Raw genomic sequence first — 16,237 nt, 5'->3', positions numbered from 1 at the left:
ATTAAAGAAACCCCGCCTCGGCGGGGTTTCTGCTTTTGGGGAACAACTGGGCCGATATGTCATTTGCAACTATTCCAGTAGGCGCCCTGAAATGGCCGACGCACACTGGGAGGACTGGAATCACCTGCCGGCAAGGTTCGCCCCATGACCATCCCGTTCGCACTTGGACTGTCCAACTACTCCGGCCCACTGGCAGGAGCGCAGGATTTCCAGAAGTTTCACGAGTTGGCTATATCCATGCTCGAAAAGCGTGGAGTAGAGGCCACCCACTTTGCGGCTGACGGAAAGGGCCAGAGCGGCAAGTTGGCGAAGCTGCGCAATGCAGCACATCGAAGACTTCTGGCCAGTGGCTTCAACGAGCTGACTCTCCTCGGTGTTGACGCTGTACCCAAAGGAAGTGACGCGCCCGCCTACGATCTGACGGCATCCGTCGATTTCTTCTCCAGTCGTGAGCTTGGAACGGAATTCGTTCTGTTCTCCAAGGACGCTCGCTTTCCTCTGGAACCGCAGTCCTTCCGGGGGCTCCTAGTGGGGCTTATCGCTCTGTATGACTGGGACTTTGGCTACGTCACTCACCCACCCTTCGAGCGCAGCCCGCAGGCCTACATCAGTGGCTACTGCGATGGAACCCAATCCAAGGACGAAGAAGACCGCAATCAGATCTGGCATGACGCCCCGCCGGAGGTGCGCCTGCGCAAGGCGCGCAACATTTTCCCGCTTAGTCTGCTCAATCCGGCACAGCTGGGTGCACCCGTCGCGCCCCACAAGACATTGGCTGGGCTACTGCAAGGTACCCCCGGCTGCACATTGGACGAGCTGGTGCCCGGCCGCCTCTGGCTCAGCACGGTAGAGCCGCATCTGGTGCAGGGACTACGCTCGCTGCTCAAGGGTACGGGCGCATTGATCGAAGGCGGCTGACATCACGTTCATCCCGCCGTGCCGATAATTTGCCCGCATGCAACCCCGCCTCTGCGGGGTTTTCAGTTTTTGGCGTTCTTGAGCGCCGCGCCCGTTCGACAAGGAGCCCGCATGATTGCTACAGCCCCACCCGCCCCCGCCGCAACGCCCTGGTTCCACTCGCTCAACTGGGAGCGCCTGCTGGAAACCTACGGTGTGCCGTTACTGGCCGCCATCGTGGTGCTGCTGGTGGGCCTGTGGGTGGCGCGTCGCCTGTCCAATGCGATGCCGCGCGCCACAGCGCGCATGGGCGTGGACCCGATGCTGGGCAGCTTCCTGCGCAACGTGGTGTACGCCGCGTCGCTGGTGATCGTGGTGGTGCTGGCCATCGGCACGCTTGGCGTGCAGATCACTCCGCTGCTGGCCGTGCTCGGCACCGCTGGCCTGGCCGTTGGCCTTGCCCTGAAGGATTCGCTGTCCAACATCGCCTCGGGCGTGATGCTGGTGACGCTGCGGCCGTTCCGCGTCGGCGATGTGGTCACCGTTGCCGGACAGACTGGCACGGTGCGCGAAGTGCGCATTTTCCAGACCGTCATCACCGGTGCCGACAACCAGCACACCACCATTCCGAACACGCTGATCACCGCCGCACCGATCATCAACCTCACCGCCGAGCCGACCCGCCGCGTCGAACTGGTGATCGGCATCGGTTACGAAGACAACATCCAGCTGGCACGCGACACCGCGCTGGCGTTGATGAAGGCCGACCCGCGCGTGTTGCAGACGCCGGCACCGGACGTGGTGGTGTACGAGTTGGGTGCGCACGCGATCAACCTCGGCATCCGTTGCTACGTGAAGTCGGCCGACTGGTTCGGCACCAAGGTCACGCTGCTGGAGCAGCTCAAGCTGGGCTTTGACAAGGCCGGCATCAACATCCCGTACCCGCAGCAGGACATGCACCTGTACCTGCATGGAAAGGATGGCGGTGTGGTCGAGGCGGACGCGCTGGTGCGCGACAAGCCCTGATCCATCCCCGGGATGCCGGCCAGCGGCCGGCACTACCCCCGCCCCTGACTGAAATGCCGGCCAGCGGCCGGCACTACCCTGCCCCGCGCATCCCGGTAGTGCCGGCCGCTGGCCGGCACCACCCCATCTCCATACACCGGTAGTGCCGGCCGCTGGCCGGCAGCCTTCAGGATCAGGCCGCGACGCTCTCTTCCAGCGTCGGGTAATCGGTGAAGCCGATCGCCCCGCCACCGAAGAACGTCGCACGATCCGGCGGATTCAGTTCCGCACCCAGGCGCAGGCGCTCAGGCAGATCCGGGTTGGCAATGAACGGGCGACCGAAGCCGATCAGGTCGGCCCAGCCTTCAGCCAGTGCCTGCTCGGCACGTTCGGCGGTGTACTTGCCGGCATAGATCAGCGTACCCGGGTAGACCATGCGCAGCGCCTGCTTGAACGCCACCGGCATCAACGGTGCATCGTCCCAGTCGGCCTCGGCGATGTGCAGGTAACCCACCTCCAGTTCGCCCAACAGGTGGGCTGCCGCCAGATAGGTCGCCTGCGGCGTATCGTCCACCGCGCCCTGCAACGTGGTCAGTGGCGCCAGGCGCACGCCGACGCGATCACCACCGACCACCGCAACCACCGCCTGCACCACCTCGCGCAGGAACCGCAGGCGGTTCTGCAACGCGCCGCCATAGCCGTCGGTGCGCTGGTTGGCCTGCGAGTCGATGAACTGGTTGATCAGGTAGCCATTGGCACCGTGCAACTCCACGCCATCGAAGCCTGCGTCCAGCGCGTTGCGTGCCGCCTGGGCGTAGTCGGCGACGATGCCCGGAATCTCGTCTTCGCGCAGCGCGCGCGGCATCGAATGCTGGATCATTTCGCCCACCCCGGCTTCGGGACCTGCCCCGGTCGGGTCGACGAACACCTTCACGCCTTCCGCCAACAACGCCGACGACGACACCGGCGCGGCGCCACCCGGCTGCAGCGCCACGTGCGAGACCCGGCCGACATGCCACAGCTGGGCGTAGATGCGACCACCGGCAGCGTGCACGGCATCGGTCACCCGACGCCAGCCGTTCACCTGGTCCGGGCTATGGATGCCCGGGGTCCAGGCATAGCCCTGGCCCTGCGGGCTGATCTGGGTGCCTTCGCTGACGATCAGGCCGGCGCTGGCGCGCTGCGCGTAATAGGCGGCCATTTCGGCAGTGGGCACGTTGCCGGCCGACGAGCGCGATCGGGTCATCGGCGGCATCACGATGCGGTTGGGCAGCGTCAGTGCGCCCAGATGATGAGGAGTGAACAACATGGCAGCGATCTCTTGCGGGAGGAGTGCCGCAAAGAATGGGGATGGCGCCCGCCGGGCAACAGGCACGCACTGGCAAAACAGTTGTTCCCCCACGGCAAGGATCACCCTGTACGAGGTCTCATCCACGCATGGCGTGGATCTACTCCACCCTTGGCTCGATCTTTACCGCACCGTGTGCCACGTGGTCATAGCAGGCGCGCACCACATCTTCCCCGTACTTCAACTCCAGCCGCCGCACGATGAAGTGACCACGCGCCATGTCCTGGTAGTAGTCGGTGAACATGGTGTTCAGCGTTGCACCCGCGGCGGCACCGACGATCGGCACCGCCTGCGCGGCAAACTTCTCGGTAACGACCACGCCAAAGCGCGCCGCCACCTTCTCCACCATCTTCGCCAGCAGCTTGCCGGCTTCCTTCGGCGCCACGCCCAGGGTCAGGTCGCGGCCAGTCACCACCCGCCCGGCCAGCTCGGCCGACAGGTGGCGCATCACATCGGTGGTGAAGCCGCGGGCCAGGTAATAGCCCGTCTCGCTGGCGTCATCACGCGGCGAGTTGCCGCCCAGCGCGAACACCTCCAGGCACGCCTGGCGGGTGCTGAACTCGGACAGGTCAAACCCCTCGCTGCGGGCGACGTCGGCCACAGCACGCATCATGATCGTGGTCGACACCGGCAACTCGATGAGCAAGGCGGCAAAGCCGAAGGCGCCGCCGACCGCACCGGAGGTGGCTGCCGCCAGTTTGTGCCAGCGGGTCGACGCTCCCTTGCCGGGCGAGTTGTCCATGCTCCACAGGGCTGCCTGCGCCGACTTGGACAGTGCCGCCTGCACCGCACCGTGGATGCGGTTGGAGACCGAGCTGGGCAGCGCCTTCACCGCGAATTCCAGCGGCGTGCCGACCAGGTTGGCCATGCGCGCGGTCAGGGTCGGCGCTTCCAGCAGGGCCACCGCGCGCTGCAGGTCGGACCAGTCGCGGGCGTCATGGGCGATGTCGCGGGGGAGCAGGATGGGCTCGTTCATGGCGCCGATCTTAGCGCCCGGAAGTTGAACGGTTCGTCGCGGGTCACGACAGAGAGAGGGCGAATCCGGCGCCTTGCCGGCCAGCGGCCGGCACTACCGATCAAGGCGTCGAAAGCCCCGACAGCGCGCCCATGAACTGGCGGTAGTGGCGCAGCTCGGCGATCGAATCGTGCACGTCGCTCAGCGCGGTGTGGTTGCTGTTCTTGCCGACGCCGGCGGCCACGCTCGGCGCCCAGCGCTTGGCCAGTTCCTTCACCGTGGACACGTCCAGGTTGCGGTAGTGGAAGTACTTCTCCAGCCGCGGCATCTGGCGGTGCAGGAAGCGGCGATCCTGGCAGATCGAGTTGCCGCACATCGGCGAAAGGCCGGCCGGGATCCACTGCGCCAGGAAGTTCACCGTCTGCGCTTCGGCCTGGCCCAGGGTGGTGGTGCTGTCCACCACGCGCTGCCACAGGCCCGAACGACGGTGCTGGTTACGGTTCCACTCATCCATCGCTTCCAGCGTTTGCAGCGGATGGTGGATGGCAAACTCGGGGCCTTCAGCCAGCACATTGAGCTGGGCATCAGTGACCACGGTGGCGATCTCGATGATCGAATCGTTGTCGGTATCCAACCCGGTCATTTCCAGGTCGATCCAGATCAGCCGCTCGTTGGCCGCGCCGTTGTCCGCCATGTGTCGCCTCGTTGCTGGGCAGGCGCGCGGCCCACCGGTGAAGGAAAGGGGCGCCCATCATACCCTTTCGCCCCTCAGCCCTCGCCGGCGTGGTCTTCCAGCAGCAACGGCGGCTTGCCGCGCTTGGCGCGGAAATAATTGGTCAGGCGCATGCTGGCCTCCTTGGCCAGCACCCCACCGTGGATCTCGACCCGGTGGTTGTGGCGGGCATCGCCGAGCAGATCGAACACGCTGCCGCAGGCGCCGGTCTTGGGGTCGCTGGCGCCGTAGACCAAGCGGGCGACGCGTGCATGCACAATCGCCATCGCGCACATCGCGCACGGTTCCAGGGTCACGTACAGGGTGCTGCCGAGCAGCCGATGATTGGCCAGCCGCGTGCCGCCGGCGCGCATGGCCACGATCTCGGCATGCGCACTGGGATCGTGCGAGGCGATGTTGAGGTTCCAACCCTCACCCAGCAGCTGGCCATCGGCGCCCACCAGTACCGCACCGACCGGAATCTCGTCGAACTCGCGCTGCGCACGCTCGGCCAGCGCCAGTGCATGGCGCATCCAGTGTTCATCGGCGTCGTGCACCGGGATACCCAGGGCATGGGTCATGGCGGTTCTCGCGTGTCTGCAGGGCCAGGATGGCCGCCGGGGCCGCATTGTACGCCTGCAGCCGTACAGGCGGCGCGGGTATCGGCGGTGCCACTGCGCGCGACCGGCGGTTCAAGCAGCGAGTGCGCTGAAGCCAGGCTGCAGGCCTCATACTGGGCCTTTCCGCAAGCACCTTGGTGAACCCATGACCACCCTTCGCCCCTCGCGTGCCGACGACGGCGCCGCCCTCATCGATGTCTGGCGCCGCGCCGTCGACGCCACCCATGACTTTCTCAGCGCCGAAGACCGGCAGGCCATCGATGCCGAAGTCGCCAGCTTCCTGCCGCAGTCGCCGATGACCGTTGCTGTCGATGCACAGGATCGGCCAGTGGGCTTCATGCTGATCGACGGCACGCACATGGAAGCGCTGTTCATCGATCCGGACGTGCGCGGCACCGGTATCGGCCGGCAGCTGTTACAACACGCGTTGGCCCTGCATCCGCAGCTGAGTACCGATGTCAACGAACAGAACGCGCAGGCGGTTGGCTTCTACCTGCGCATGGGCTTCGTCGAAACCGGCCGCTCACCGCTCGATTCGCAAGGCCGTCCGTATCCCCTGATCCATCTCCGGTACAACGGCTGACATTCGACGGATGTTCGAGGCCCGCCCCGATCATCAGGCCGTGGCTTCGAATGCCGGTGAGTACTGCACCTCTCCCTGCGCCATCGACGGCCTCAGGTGCAGCGCCTGGAAGTACTCTGGTGGAACCCCCGGCAGCACCAGGCCCGGCTCGGCGCGGAATCCGAATCGACCGTAATACGCCGGTTCTCCCAGCAATACGCAGCCCTGTGCCCCCTGCTCACGCAATGCATCAAGCGCCGCGTGCATCAGTGCCGCGCCGATGCCCTGCCCCTGCCATTCGGGCAGCACCGAGATTGGCCCCAGGCCAAACCAGCCGGTGCTGCCATCGCTGATCGTCACCGGCGACAAGGCAACATGCCCGACGACCTGCCCGTCCTTCTCGGCGACCAGCGAAAGACTCAGCTCTCCACGCGAACGCAGTGCATCCACAATGAACTGCTCGGTGTGGCTGCTGTGCGGGGCTTCGCGGAAGGCTGCCTCGGTGAGTGCGTGGATGACAGCGCGGTCTTCGCGGCTTTCAGGGCGGATCATGCAGTTCAAGGAGAGCGCCTTCAATGAAGTGATGGACATGTGAATGATTGATTTCGGTCACGGATTCAGCTGCGAACCAGCGCCCGGCGGCAGAGCCAACGCGACGATCGAATGCCCTGTGCGGCAAGCGATCCGCCTCGGCAATGCGTCCCGGAGGCGTCAAAAATCCGTCTCCTAGGGTGGCACAGCGCTCCCGGCACGTTCCATAATCGAGAAACCTGCCACCCAGGAAGGATAGATGGACATGGACGCACGATGCAGGATCGCGACATGGGTGTAGCTCGCCCCGAACTCAGGGGACGGCCGCTGCTCGCATTGCTCGCCCTCGTCCCGCTGGCGGCATGCTCGCCCTACGCCGATGCCGAGCGTGACGTCGCCGCGGGTGGACGCGGCTTGGCCAAACTCAACCCGGCGCCGAAGCAGGCCTACGAACTGGTGCTGACACTGAAGGACGCGCCTGGGCCTTTCGCGGTCGCCGAAGGTGTGGCCCAGTATGACGTCAGCAACTACGAAGACTGCGGACGGGTACTGCCTGCCACAGGCACTGCAGGCCGCATCACCAGCCAGGAGCCCGTCACCCTGCACAAGGTCAGCGAGAACGAGTACCGCGGTACGTTCTACCCGGACCGCATGCAGGACCAGGACTATTACGATCGCGGTACCTGCCACTGGACGCTGACCGGTGTTGGCGCGATGTTGCGTGCGACCAACGGCGAAGGCGATACGCGATTCCTGACCTACGTCAATAAAGAGCGCATGGATGCAGGATCGCCGCTGACTCTCTACTACCCGAAGATTGCCTATCCCCGTGCCGAGCTTGCTGCCAACTTCCCTGCCAGCGGTAAAGAAGATCCGTCGGCCTACAAGGAGGAACTACGCAACGCGCTGTTCTCATCCACCACCACTGTGCAGAAGCTTGTGCCATGAGCCGCCAGTGCCACATTCACCCTTACACACCAGGAGGCCGACATTGCGCCACAAGATGATTCCGTGCCTTGCTCTGCTTCTGTTGACCGCCTGCCATCCGGAGACCGCCATGAACCAGGATCGTGCCGCTGCTGAAGCCGATGTCGCCCAGGGTGGGCGCGGCCTCGCCAAGCTCAACCCCAGCCCGCGCAAGGCCTATGAACTGGTGCTGCGCCTGAAGGACGCCCCCGGCGATTTCGCGCTGGTCAAGGGCGTGGCCCAGTACGACGTCACCAACGAAGATCAATGCGGCTATATCGAGCCGGCCACCGGCACGGCTGCACGGATTACCAGCCAGGAGCCGGTGGAACTGCGCAAGGTCGCTGATGGCGAGTACCGGGGCACGCTGTATGTGGACCGCATGCTGGATGAAGACTACTACGGTCGTGGCGTGTGCAGGTGGGAGTTTACCGGCGCCGGGGCAATGCTGAAGGCAACGGGTGCTGATGAAGAGACTCGCTTCCTCACCTTCGTCGACGCCAAGCCGCTGACCGAAGGTGGCGCACATACGCTCTACTATCCGGATCTGGTCTATCCGAAGGCAGATCGCGTTCCCAATTTTCCCGCCAGTGGCGAGCCCAATCGCAGCAATTACGCCCCTGATCTTCAGGACAAGCTGTTTACGATCACCCTCTCCGCAAGCGAGGTGGCGCCGTGACCATCACCTCCCAGGATTACGCCGCGTTATCTGATGACGCCTACAAGGATCGGGCCGTCGGCCGACGTGAACCCGGCCAAGAGGAAAAAGTCACGTTAAACGGCCATGAGTACAAGATACTTGAGCACGTCAATAATCGCCTCAACGGCTATCAAGGCACCGTCTATCAGCGAGTAGACACCAAAGAGATCGTCATTGCGCATCGCGGCACCGAGCAGATCGCTCGCGATGCGATTCTGACCGACGGCGGCATGGTGGTTGCACGCACGAACGTGCAGGCTCCTGACGCGATTGCCTTGACACAGAGGACGCTTGAAGGCGTCGCGCTTCAGTCTCGCTTGAACGGCGTACCTGCTCCCCAGGTCACCGTCACCGGCCACTCCCTCGGCGGCGCTCTGGCCCAGATCACCTCGCACCATTTCAATGTCAAGGGCGAGACCTTCAACGCCTATGGCGCGGTCAGCCTCAGCTACCGCATCCCGGAAGGCGGCAACACCATGATCAACCATGTCATGGCCTCCGATCCGGTCAGCGCGGCGTCGCCGCACTTCGGCCAGGTGCGCATCTACGCCAGGCCGAATGAAATCAGCACGCTCGCCGCGAACGGCTTCAGCAATCACTCGTTGCGCGCCCTTATCCCCGACCGGCCGATCATCGCCGCAGGCAGCTCGTTCGGCGCGCACAAGCTGGGCAACTTCCTCGGCGACGGCTCGGTGCTGCAGCACCCGGAAACGCAGCAGCTGGCAAAAGACAACGCCCGGATGATCGAGGAGTACCGCGATGACGTCGAGTCACTGCGTCGCGGCGTCACCCGCGCGGCACGCGGCATCCCGGGCGGCGCCATCGATCTGTACGACCACATCCGCGGCCCGCTGCAGCCCGGTGAGCCGGCACGCCGCGAAGCGGAGAAGAACGGCCATCACACCAGCATGTTGCGCATGGACGATGCCAACCATGTGGGTAACCCACTGTTCAACGACGCGATCCGTGGCGTGCACGCGCAGGATGTCCGCGTCGGCCGGGTACCGGACGTAATGAGCACGCAACTGGCAGGCAGCCTGGCCGCCGAAATGCACGCAGCAGGCGGCAAGCGCATCGACGAAGTGGTCATGAATGCTGATGCCTCGCGCAGCTTCGCCGTGCAGGGCCAGGGCGGCGACCCGGCCCACCTTCGCGTGTCGGTGGATACGGCAGTGGCGATGAACACCCCGCTGGAACAGAGCAGCCAGCGCATCGACCAGCAGGCCGCAGGCCAGCGCGTTGCGCTGGAGCGCGACCAGCGGCTGGAGCAGCAACAGAACCAGACCCGCAGCCTGCAGGCCTGATGCAGCGCGGGAGCCGGTCAGCCCGGCTCCCGCATCACTTCGAAACTCCGGCTCAGGGGCTGGACGCTGCCATTGGCACGGATGCTCCGGCCGTCACGAACAGATCCGGCCCGGAATCCGGGAATCCGCCACAGGCGCGATCGCCGGGTGCCACCGGGTCACAGGGCCACTGCGCGCGCGCGACCTTCTCGCGCAGCTCGAAGCGATCACCGGTCCAGACCACGAACGCGATGTGCTCACGGTTCCAGTCACTGTAGGCGCGCGGACCGCCCTTCTGCGCCGACTCCGGATACTGCACGAACCAGCGCATGGCCGGGCCGTACTGCAACTTGCTATGGTCCAGGCTGATCCGTCCCTCACGCGACAGCTGGCGCGCACGGTCGGCGTCCGTCACCGGGGGCATGGCCGGCATGGCATCGGCGGTCACATCCCTCGGCGCGGCGTCCCCGCGGACCTGGTACACACGCTGGCCCACGTAGGCCTCGCGGCAATCACCCGCTGGCACGCGGACCGGCTCCGCGCCGTACTCATCCCGGTTGGCGACCTGGTCGCTGCAGGTGAACGGCGCCGACACCAGATAGAACGTGCTGTCGGCGTCGCGCCCTTCCAGCGAGCGCACCCAGATGTCGCCCATCCGCACGATGAAGTCCGGGCGCTGGCCGTAGCCCGGCACCGCCTTGAACCAGGCCTTCTGCCGCACCTCACGCTCGCGCCAGCTGCGCGGCAGGTGGATGTCCTGCACGGGCAGCGCGACCAGCAACGCGGCCAGATGCGCCGGCATGGTGCCCTGGCAGGCGCCAATCAGCAGGTCGCCCTGGGTCGCCAGACGCCCGGCCAGATCCACCGGGCAGCGGGCACCGAGCGCCCGCTCGGTCGCCTGCTCGGGCGGCAACGACACGATGGCCAATGCGGGCGGAGCGGGTGCTACCGCGGGAACGGTTGGCTCGACGGCGGCAGGCGGTGCAGCCACAGGCGCCGCCGCTGCGGGCGCAACGGGCGCCGGCGCCGGGTCCGCAGCCGGCGCCGGCTGCGTGTCCACCACCGGTGTCGCAGGGGGTGTCACGGCAACCGGCACTTCGGGAGTCGGTGCCGCGACAACAGCCTCGGCCGCCATGGGTGCTGCAACGGGCTCAGACGTTGCAGGCGCGTCAACGGTTGCCTCCGCAGCGGGGCGCGTCTCCACGGCGGGTGCCGCTGTCTCCTGAGCCTGTGCCAACGCTGCGGCAAGTCCAAGTGACAGCAGCCAGAGCGGCGGCAGGCGGCGCACGGATGCATTGCAGCGGGCAGCGGCGTGCCGGGCATTCGGGGGAACGATTCGCATGTGGTGTCCTTACGGGTGGGTTTCCATGTCGGCGCCACAGGGCGCCACGCGTCGTACGTAAAACGCCCGCGGGCACCCTGCCCGCCGGCATCAGGTGCTACAGGGATCGAGAGCGCTGCTCCTGCTCACGGGCGAGCGCGGCCGCGGGGTCCTGCTGGGCGACGTTGGCGGCCAACTGCTGGCTGCTCTGTGCCAGCGGCTGCTGTGCCGCCTGTTCGCGCTCGACCGAAGCCCGCAGCATGGCCGGGTCACCCAGCGCGCCCTGCACGGCAAACAACGTGCGGCCGTCGTTGCCAGCCAGGAGATGATCGATGCGCGACATCCCCGCCCTCTGCGCGCTCAGCGCCAGTGCGCCGGCGGCATTGTCCAGTTCCTGCACGCTGCGCAGACCGCTTTGCGGTCCCATCTGCTGCAGATGGTGGCGGGCGCCCTGGAACAGGGCATGCCCCGGCGCGCCAGGCTGCGACATGTCGCGCACGGTGGCCTGCTGGGCCGGCGCCCCGACTTCGCCCCGCTCCAGCCGTGCCATCACATCAGGCGTCAGCTTCTGCTGCCACGCCTCGAATCGCTGCTGGCGGGCCTCGATGCCGTTCAGGCCACCATTGATCGCGCGCGTCGCTTCGCGCACGTCCTCGCGCGCCGCTTCCGGCACCCGCGTCTGCCACTGCCACACGGCAATGCGGCCTGCGTGCTCGGGCTGCGCCGCCAGTTCCGGGTGATTTACCAGGTCCAGATCCAGCGCCTTGCCGGCGCGCTCGTAATTTTCCTTGCCGACCAGAGGCAGATAGCCACGGCCGTGATACTTCAGCGCATCGCCAGGCGCGTCATTGCCCATGCGCCCGCCATACATCAGTTCGGCCAGGTTCTCCGGCCGCCCACGCAGCGCCTCCTGGCGCGCGCTCTCAAGCGCACCATTGCCATTGCGCCACGCCGCTTCCACCGGGATCTGCGAGATACCCCGGGTGAAGTTGAAACTCTCATTGAGCCGGCTCAGGCCACGGGACTCGTGCCCAGCCTGCGCCATGAAGTTGGCCAGTTCCCGGGACGAGGTCATGCCGGCCTCCGTGGCCTGCCGCAACAGCTGCGACTCCCTATCCTGCGACACGGTGAAACTCCTGCTCGATCATCGTTGGGTACTCCCGCCTCCTCACCGGCATGGCACTCAGGGCAAGCTGACGTCGGCGACGACGGACGGATCGAAATCCTCGAACCGCACCCGGCCAAGTTCGGCGGCCGAGAAGTCACGCGTATGGGTGGCTTCGGTCTCGGTGTCGACCACCCTGCGCTGCACGCCATGCACCCAGCACGCCTGCTCGGCAGGTGCATACCGGAACGTGTAGACGCTGCTCCAGCGTTCGCGACTGCCGCCGTTGGTGATCACACTGAACGCACCATCCTCGATGGTCACGTAGGCGAAGGGATCGCCGGCAATGCCTCCCCGGGTGGAACACGGCACCAGCTTGTCGTTGCGCGCCGCCAACTGCCATCGGCCCGTGGCGTCGCCCAGCAGCAACAACAGCACCCGGTTGGGCCCGTGCTCGCCGGGCAGCAAGCCCTCCGGAGGAGGTTGGTCGATCACCAGGAGCTGGTCCTGGAAACCATTGCCAGTCAGATCACCGCGCACGGCTTCCAGCAGGTTCGCGCCGGACGGAACGAACGCCAAGGCATTGTCCATATGTACGCCACTCCCCTTCTCCATCCCCTGCAACTCCTTCAATCCCGTCTTGCCAGTTCCCGAGCGGAGGCCGGAAACGGGGCGGTGCCCCGCACGTGCCCGGCGGCCGCCATGGCGGATGATAGCCCCGAGCCCACGGCAACCGCGATGGTGGCAAGCGTCACCCGCACCGCGGGGGGACACAGTCCTCATGGACGGAAAAGCTCCTGCGTTCGATGGCACCGGCGCGTCGGGATTTTGACGCGCACGCAGCTTACTTCGAGGAGGCAGCGCTCGTCGAAGGGGGCTTGGGATGAAAAGCGCACTTGATCACAGAAAAGGCGCGGCTAACGTGAATGAATGCCCACTCAGCAAAATGGGTCAACGTAGGTGTCCTGCAGAGATTGCAGATCGGAGAATGCTCTCGTGCCGTATAGCAGAAGTATGCTCTGAAATTCGGCTGCCGCGAGATATGTCCTGCGGTCTCTAGCGATAAAGGAACATCGGACTCAAGCGCGCCCTGCTAGACAAGACGAAATGACCTCTGACTGCTACGTAGCATCAATAGGCACGAAATTCCGGCAAGCTGCAGGCTGAGTACACAACTTCGCAAGCTTGATTGCGATCCCCGCGACATTCACGCAGCGCATTACGTTCGGCCAAATCTACTGTTTCTGCACGCCACGAAACAGTGATCGCTCCAGGATTCAGCGCCCCGACCGGATCAGCCATCGCGACGCATTGGTTGTAGTACGAGATAGTAATTCGACAACTGCCACCTCCAGCTTTCCTGCACGCGTCCAACGCGACAGACTGAGCCAGACTCTCGGTTCTCTGGGAAACCGCTGTGCCCGTTGGCTTGCTCCCTCCCTGTGAGGAAACCGCGCCCTCGGCTATAGCTCCCCACCGCTTCTCCCACTCACCTTTAGGCGCCTGCCTTGGGGCTTGTGAGGGAGGGACTGACGCCGCAGTCCCGGGAATCGGTGCACAACCTTGAACACCCTGTCCTCCAATTGGGTAGAAGCCAGGCGGGCAGTTCCCCTCAGCGAATGCTGCTGCGGGGAAGACAATTAGCCCCAGAAGGAGTGTCCAATTACGCATGCAGAGCCTCAAAATAAACAAGTGTGCCTAGCCTCATCGGAATCATTTCGAAGGCGCGTTCCCGTATCCGCGTCAATGCAATCATCCCGAGCACGGCCATTTCAGTACTTCCTGAACAAGGGCTCGGTACAATTTGCATACACGGGAGCACAGGCTCCCGGCTGGTCATTCTTGCAGACTCCCTGAGCAGCCCGCTCGGCATCACCCGGAGTCGGACCGGTGCCAATTCCTGACAGGCCATTTCCGGTCCTTCCGCTCGGGATGACCCAGGAAACGCACTGATTGAAACAGGTCATGCTGACCCTGCAATCGCTTGATCCGCTGGCAGCACATTCTGAGACGGCTTTGCGTTCCGCCTCCTTCTTTGACCGGTGCCCCGTAGAAACCGTCACGCGCGCCACCATTTCCGTGTCAATGCCGGTCATCGCAGCCAACACCGCCATTGAGAGCACGGTGCCGATGCCATAGAACAACCAGCGCTGGAAGATAGACGTTGTCTGCTCAAACAGCAGGCAGAGGATGAACAGCGGACCTAAACCAACGAGCAATGACATTGCGATCTGGTACAGCAACAGCATGCGCCTGCTGTATCGGCCGGTCCACCGTTACCAAGCCGATGATCTGTCCGCGACACGCGCTGACCTGGTCTGAGTACATCTACAATAACTTCCGCTGGCTCACCGAAGTGATTGCGAACTCAACATAGTAGAGGCTCAGCCATCAAATCATCCGCACACAAACCTGTCTCCTCCCCGAAGCGCGAGATCTGACGCTTCATATGTAGAGTCCCGAGGTCCTCAGAACAGATTCAATTCTACTGTTTCAGTAAGTCCTGAATATGGGCTTTGTGCAGTCAGTGTAAAAGACCTTGCAGGCCCCAGCTTCGTCATTTGTGCAGCCCTTCTGCGCCTCCTGCTCCGCCAGCTCAAGTGTTGGCCCTCTTCCTATGCCAGAACCTCCCCGCCCCGTCTGTCCACTTGGCACCACCCACGCGGCACATTGATTGAAGTAGGCAAGCACCACTTGACAATCCTTTGCACCCGCCGAGGAACATTTGCCAAGCGCCTCTTTTTCCGCGCCACTTTTCTTTCGCTGACCAGTGGATACACCAGCATCGGAAGTGCGCTTGGAGGTGGCAATCGCTCCCCAAGTGGTGATCCACTCACCGGAAGGTTGAGGCGGTGAAACAGGGGCGGTTGTACCACCGCCACTTGCCCCGGGAATCGGCGCACAACCCTGCACCCCTTGGCCACCTATAGGATAGAAGCCAGGCGGACAATTCCCCTCCGCCAAGGCGGAATCAATGCTCCAAGCAGTTCCAACCATCAGGACCATCAATGCAGGCAACACGGATTTCATGAGGACGGGATTCCATTGACGACAATTTTGATCAATCAAGTGTTGCCGGAGGGAGCATTGCCCCGCAAACCTGGGCCTGAAGTAGATTGCACTTCGCCCTGACCTTGGAGCCTAGGTGTCGCACTCTGGTTGGCTAACACACCGGTACTTGAGTTCGAAGCTGGCGCCGGAGGCGTAAACATACCACCCGACCCACTAGAACCCGGCGGCTGCCCATTCGGACCCGGCGAGGTCGGCACGGCGCTACCACCTATCTGCGAATATGCCATGAAGGTACCCAGGGTGCCCTGGAAGAACATCGCAGCCATTGGGGGCGCAGTCAGGATCAGCGTCGTCAGGATCAGTCCCATGCCGCCCTGCTGCAGCGCCATGCTGCTCATGCCCTCGGTCAGGTTCGACCCCAGCAGTGCACCCAGCGCAGACGCGCCCCAGAACGAAGCCGCCACGCGCGCCACCATTTCCATGGCAATGCCGGTCATCGCAGCCAATACCGCCATCGAGAACATGGTGCCGATGCCATAGAACAACCATCGTTGGAACAGGGACTTTGTCTGCTCAAACAGCAGGCAGAGGATGAACAGCGGACCAAAACCAATGAACAATGACATTGCGATCTGGTACAGCAATAGCATGGCGCCCGCCGTAACGGCCGGTCCGCCGGTGCCCAGCCCAATGAACCACATCGCACGGGTCTTTGCGCTATCCAGCGTTACGTCGCCGGCAACATCCAGCACACTCACCGACGTGAGCGCCAACTGCATATAACCCAGGTTCTTATCAATCAATTCCTCGGCGGTCGACTTCTTTCCGGTCACGATATAGGTGATCTGGTCCTGCACATCGCCAGTCAGGAAGTTCTGCAGCTTGGTCCCAAACATGGCCATCGACGTAGCGACCGTAACGATCAGTGCCGCCCGTGCCATGTTCGTCATCAACGCAGCCATCGAGTCACGGCTTCGCCCAGTCACGATGCGGAAGCCCTGGATGAGCACCCATAACGTCATCAGCACCAGCGCCATCGTGCCGACCCAGGTCATCATCCGGCTCAGGATACCGTTGCCGAAATTGGTGATCTCTTCGCGCAGATATTCCAGGATCAGCCGAAAGAAGACGAAGTCGCCCACCGAGGCGAACAACGTGCCGTGCAACAGATCATTGAACACCATACCGTGCATCATTCCCTGACTCATCACATCACCCGC

At 64.1% G+C, this 16,237-nt stretch carries 17 protein-coding genes and 2 pseudogenes; 6 read left to right on the top strand and 13 right to left on the bottom strand.

Features of this window, described 5'->3' with window-relative positions; all coding sequences use genetic code 11:
- Positions 1 to 144 precede the first annotated feature (144 nt).
- Positions 145 to 918, top strand: coding sequence for a hypothetical protein (locus tag AC5P66_RS15525; protein ID WP_049438140.1), 774 nt, complete (start codon positions 145 to 147; stop codon positions 916 to 918).
- A gap of 111 nt (positions 919 to 1,029) precedes the next feature.
- Positions 1,030 to 1,923, top strand: coding sequence for a mechanosensitive ion channel family protein (locus AC5P66_RS15520; protein ID WP_049438143.1), 894 nt, complete (start codon positions 1,030 to 1,032; stop codon positions 1,921 to 1,923).
- 172 nt (positions 1,924 to 2,095) lie between these two features.
- Here the strand turns inward: AC5P66_RS15520 and AC5P66_RS15515 are convergent, their stop codons facing one another.
- The 4 genes from AC5P66_RS15515 to tadA form a co-directional block, all read right to left on the bottom strand.
- Positions 2,096 to 3,211: an alkene reductase gene (locus AC5P66_RS15515; RefSeq protein ID WP_099486505.1), complete on the bottom strand. Its 1,116-nt coding sequence runs from the start codon at positions 3,209 to 3,211 to the stop codon at positions 2,096 to 2,098.
- Between the two features lie 139 nt (positions 3,212 to 3,350).
- Positions 3,351 to 4,226: an EcsC family protein gene (locus AC5P66_RS15510; protein ID WP_099495531.1), complete on the bottom strand. Its 876-nt coding sequence runs from the start codon at positions 4,224 to 4,226 to the stop codon at positions 3,351 to 3,353.
- 100 nt (positions 4,227 to 4,326) lie between these two features.
- Positions 4,327 to 4,899 (bottom strand): oligoribonuclease, encoded by a 573-nt coding sequence (orn, locus tag AC5P66_RS15505; RefSeq protein WP_049415100.1) that lies wholly within the window; start codon positions 4,897 to 4,899, stop codon positions 4,327 to 4,329.
- Positions 4,900 to 4,973: 74 nt separating this feature from the next.
- Positions 4,974 to 5,498, bottom strand: coding sequence for a tRNA adenosine(34) deaminase TadA (gene tadA / locus AC5P66_RS15500; protein WP_099495532.1), 525 nt, complete (start codon positions 5,496 to 5,498; stop codon positions 4,974 to 4,976).
- A gap of 184 nt (positions 5,499 to 5,682) precedes the next feature.
- Here tadA and AC5P66_RS15495 point away from each other — a divergent pair, with 184 nt between their 5' ends.
- A complete protein-coding gene (locus AC5P66_RS15495; RefSeq protein ID WP_099486509.1) occupies positions 5,683 to 6,120 on the top strand; it encodes an acetyltransferase in 438 nt (145 codons plus the stop codon).
- Positions 6,121 to 6,153: 33 nt separating this feature from the next.
- On the opposite strand, the gene AC5P66_RS15490 is transcribed toward AC5P66_RS15495, so the two are convergent.
- Complete coding sequence (locus tag AC5P66_RS15490; protein WP_049415092.1) at positions 6,154 to 6,660, bottom strand: GNAT family N-acetyltransferase; 507 nt, start codon at positions 6,658 to 6,660, stop codon at positions 6,154 to 6,156.
- Positions 6,661 to 6,906: 246 nt separating this feature from the next.
- Here AC5P66_RS15490 and AC5P66_RS15485 point away from each other — a divergent pair, with 246 nt between their 5' ends.
- From AC5P66_RS15485 to AC5P66_RS15475, 3 genes are read left to right on the top strand one after another with little or no spacing between them, the layout of a single operon-like run.
- A complete protein-coding gene (locus AC5P66_RS15485) occupies positions 6,907 to 7,578 on the top strand; it encodes a hypothetical protein (RefSeq protein WP_099495533.1) in 672 nt (223 codons plus the stop codon).
- A gap of 43 nt (positions 7,579 to 7,621) precedes the next feature.
- Complete coding sequence (locus AC5P66_RS15480; RefSeq protein ID WP_099495534.1) at positions 7,622 to 8,275, top strand: hypothetical protein; 654 nt, start codon at positions 7,622 to 7,624, stop codon at positions 8,273 to 8,275.
- A complete protein-coding gene (locus tag AC5P66_RS15475; RefSeq protein ID WP_099495535.1) occupies positions 8,272 to 9,600 on the top strand; it encodes an XVIPCD domain-containing protein in 1,329 nt (442 codons plus the stop codon). The genes AC5P66_RS15480 and AC5P66_RS15475 overlap by 4 nt, the downstream gene beginning before the upstream one ends.
- 52 nt (positions 9,601 to 9,652) lie before the next feature.
- On the opposite strand, the gene AC5P66_RS15470 is transcribed toward AC5P66_RS15475, so the two are convergent.
- The 8 genes and pseudogenes from AC5P66_RS15470 to AC5P66_RS15435 form a co-directional block, all read right to left on the bottom strand.
- Positions 9,653 to 10,921, bottom strand: coding sequence for a hypothetical protein (locus AC5P66_RS15470; protein ID WP_428993121.1), 1,269 nt, complete (start codon positions 10,919 to 10,921; stop codon positions 9,653 to 9,655).
- A 97-nt stretch (positions 10,922 to 11,018) separates the two neighbouring features.
- Positions 11,019 to 12,026, bottom strand: a complete 1,008-nt coding sequence (locus AC5P66_RS15465; protein WP_049438157.1) for an XVIPCD domain-containing protein — start codon at positions 12,024 to 12,026, stop codon at positions 11,019 to 11,021.
- A 57-nt stretch (positions 12,027 to 12,083) separates the two neighbouring features.
- The gene (locus AC5P66_RS15460) at positions 12,084 to 12,620 is read right to left on the bottom strand and encodes a hypothetical protein (RefSeq protein WP_032954278.1); all 537 of its coding nucleotides are present in this window, start codon (positions 12,618 to 12,620) and stop codon (positions 12,084 to 12,086) included.
- A 516-nt stretch (positions 12,621 to 13,136) separates the two neighbouring features.
- A complete protein-coding gene (locus AC5P66_RS15455; RefSeq protein ID WP_099495537.1) occupies positions 13,137 to 13,676 on the bottom strand; it encodes a DUF4189 domain-containing protein in 540 nt (179 codons plus the stop codon).
- Positions 13,677 to 13,777: 101 nt separating this feature from the next.
- Positions 13,778 to 14,014, bottom strand: a pseudogene (locus AC5P66_RS15450) (DUF4189 domain-containing protein); the annotation flags it as partial.
- A gap of 42 nt (positions 14,015 to 14,056) precedes the next feature.
- A pseudogene (locus tag AC5P66_RS15445) lies at positions 14,057 to 14,289 on the bottom strand (type IV secretion system protein); the annotation flags it as partial.
- Positions 14,290 to 14,498: 209 nt separating this feature from the next.
- A complete protein-coding gene (locus AC5P66_RS15440; RefSeq protein WP_080281910.1) occupies positions 14,499 to 15,002 on the bottom strand; it encodes a DUF4189 domain-containing protein in 504 nt (167 codons plus the stop codon).
- A gap of 68 nt (positions 15,003 to 15,070) precedes the next feature.
- The gene (locus AC5P66_RS15435; protein ID WP_241884533.1) at positions 15,071 to 16,201 is read right to left on the bottom strand and encodes a TrbL/VirB6 family protein; all 1,131 of its coding nucleotides are present in this window, start codon (positions 16,199 to 16,201) and stop codon (positions 15,071 to 15,073) included.
- Between the last annotated feature and the right edge of the window lie 36 nt (positions 16,202 to 16,237).

Source organism: Stenotrophomonas sp. YJH_SMC_122 (genome assembly GCF_059369535.1).
The sequence above is the reverse complement of the archived record's forward strand: the minus strand, read 5'-3'. Positions and strand labels throughout refer to the sequence as shown.

Excerpts from the sequence above, each read along its gene's own strand:
- AC5P66_RS15510 (WP_099495531.1), bottom strand. The coding sequence starts at position 4,226 with ATGAACGAGCCCATCCTGCTCCCCCGCGACATCGCCCATGACGCCCGC.
- AC5P66_RS15460 (WP_032954278.1), bottom strand. The coding sequence starts at position 12,620 with ATGGAGAAGGGGAGTGGCGTACATATGGACAATGCCTTGGCGTTCGTT.
- AC5P66_RS15485 (WP_099495533.1), top strand. The coding sequence starts at position 6,907 with ATGCAGGATCGCGACATGGGTGTAGCTCGCCCCGAACTCAGGGGACGG.
- AC5P66_RS15435 (WP_241884533.1), bottom strand. The coding sequence starts at position 16,201 with ATGGTGTTCAATGATCTGTTGCACGGCACGTTGTTCGCCTCGGTGGGC.
- AC5P66_RS15470 (WP_428993121.1), bottom strand. The coding sequence starts at position 10,921 with ATGCGAATCGTTCCCCCGAATGCCCGGCACGCCGCTGCCCGCTGCAAT.
- AC5P66_RS15515 (WP_099486505.1), bottom strand. The coding sequence starts at position 3,211 with ATGTTGTTCACTCCTCATCATCTGGGCGCACTGACGCTGCCCAACCGC.
- AC5P66_RS15525 (WP_049438140.1), top strand. The coding sequence starts at position 145 with ATGACCATCCCGTTCGCACTTGGACTGTCCAACTACTCCGGCCCACTG.
- AC5P66_RS15495 (WP_099486509.1), top strand. The coding sequence starts at position 5,683 with ATGACCACCCTTCGCCCCTCGCGTGCCGACGACGGCGCCGCCCTCATC.
- tadA (WP_099495532.1), bottom strand. The coding sequence starts at position 5,498 with ATGACCCATGCCCTGGGTATCCCGGTGCACGACGCCGATGAACACTGG.
- orn (WP_049415100.1), bottom strand. The coding sequence starts at position 4,899 with ATGGCGGACAACGGCGCGGCCAACGAGCGGCTGATCTGGATCGACCTG.
- AC5P66_RS15520 (WP_049438143.1), top strand. The coding sequence starts at position 1,030 with ATGATTGCTACAGCCCCACCCGCCCCCGCCGCAACGCCCTGGTTCCAC.
- AC5P66_RS15440 (WP_080281910.1), bottom strand. The coding sequence starts at position 15,002 with ATGGTTGGAACTGCTTGGAGCATTGATTCCGCCTTGGCGGAGGGGAAT.
- AC5P66_RS15455 (WP_099495537.1), bottom strand. The coding sequence starts at position 13,676 with ATGCGTAATTGGACACTCCTTCTGGGGCTAATTGTCTTCCCCGCAGCA.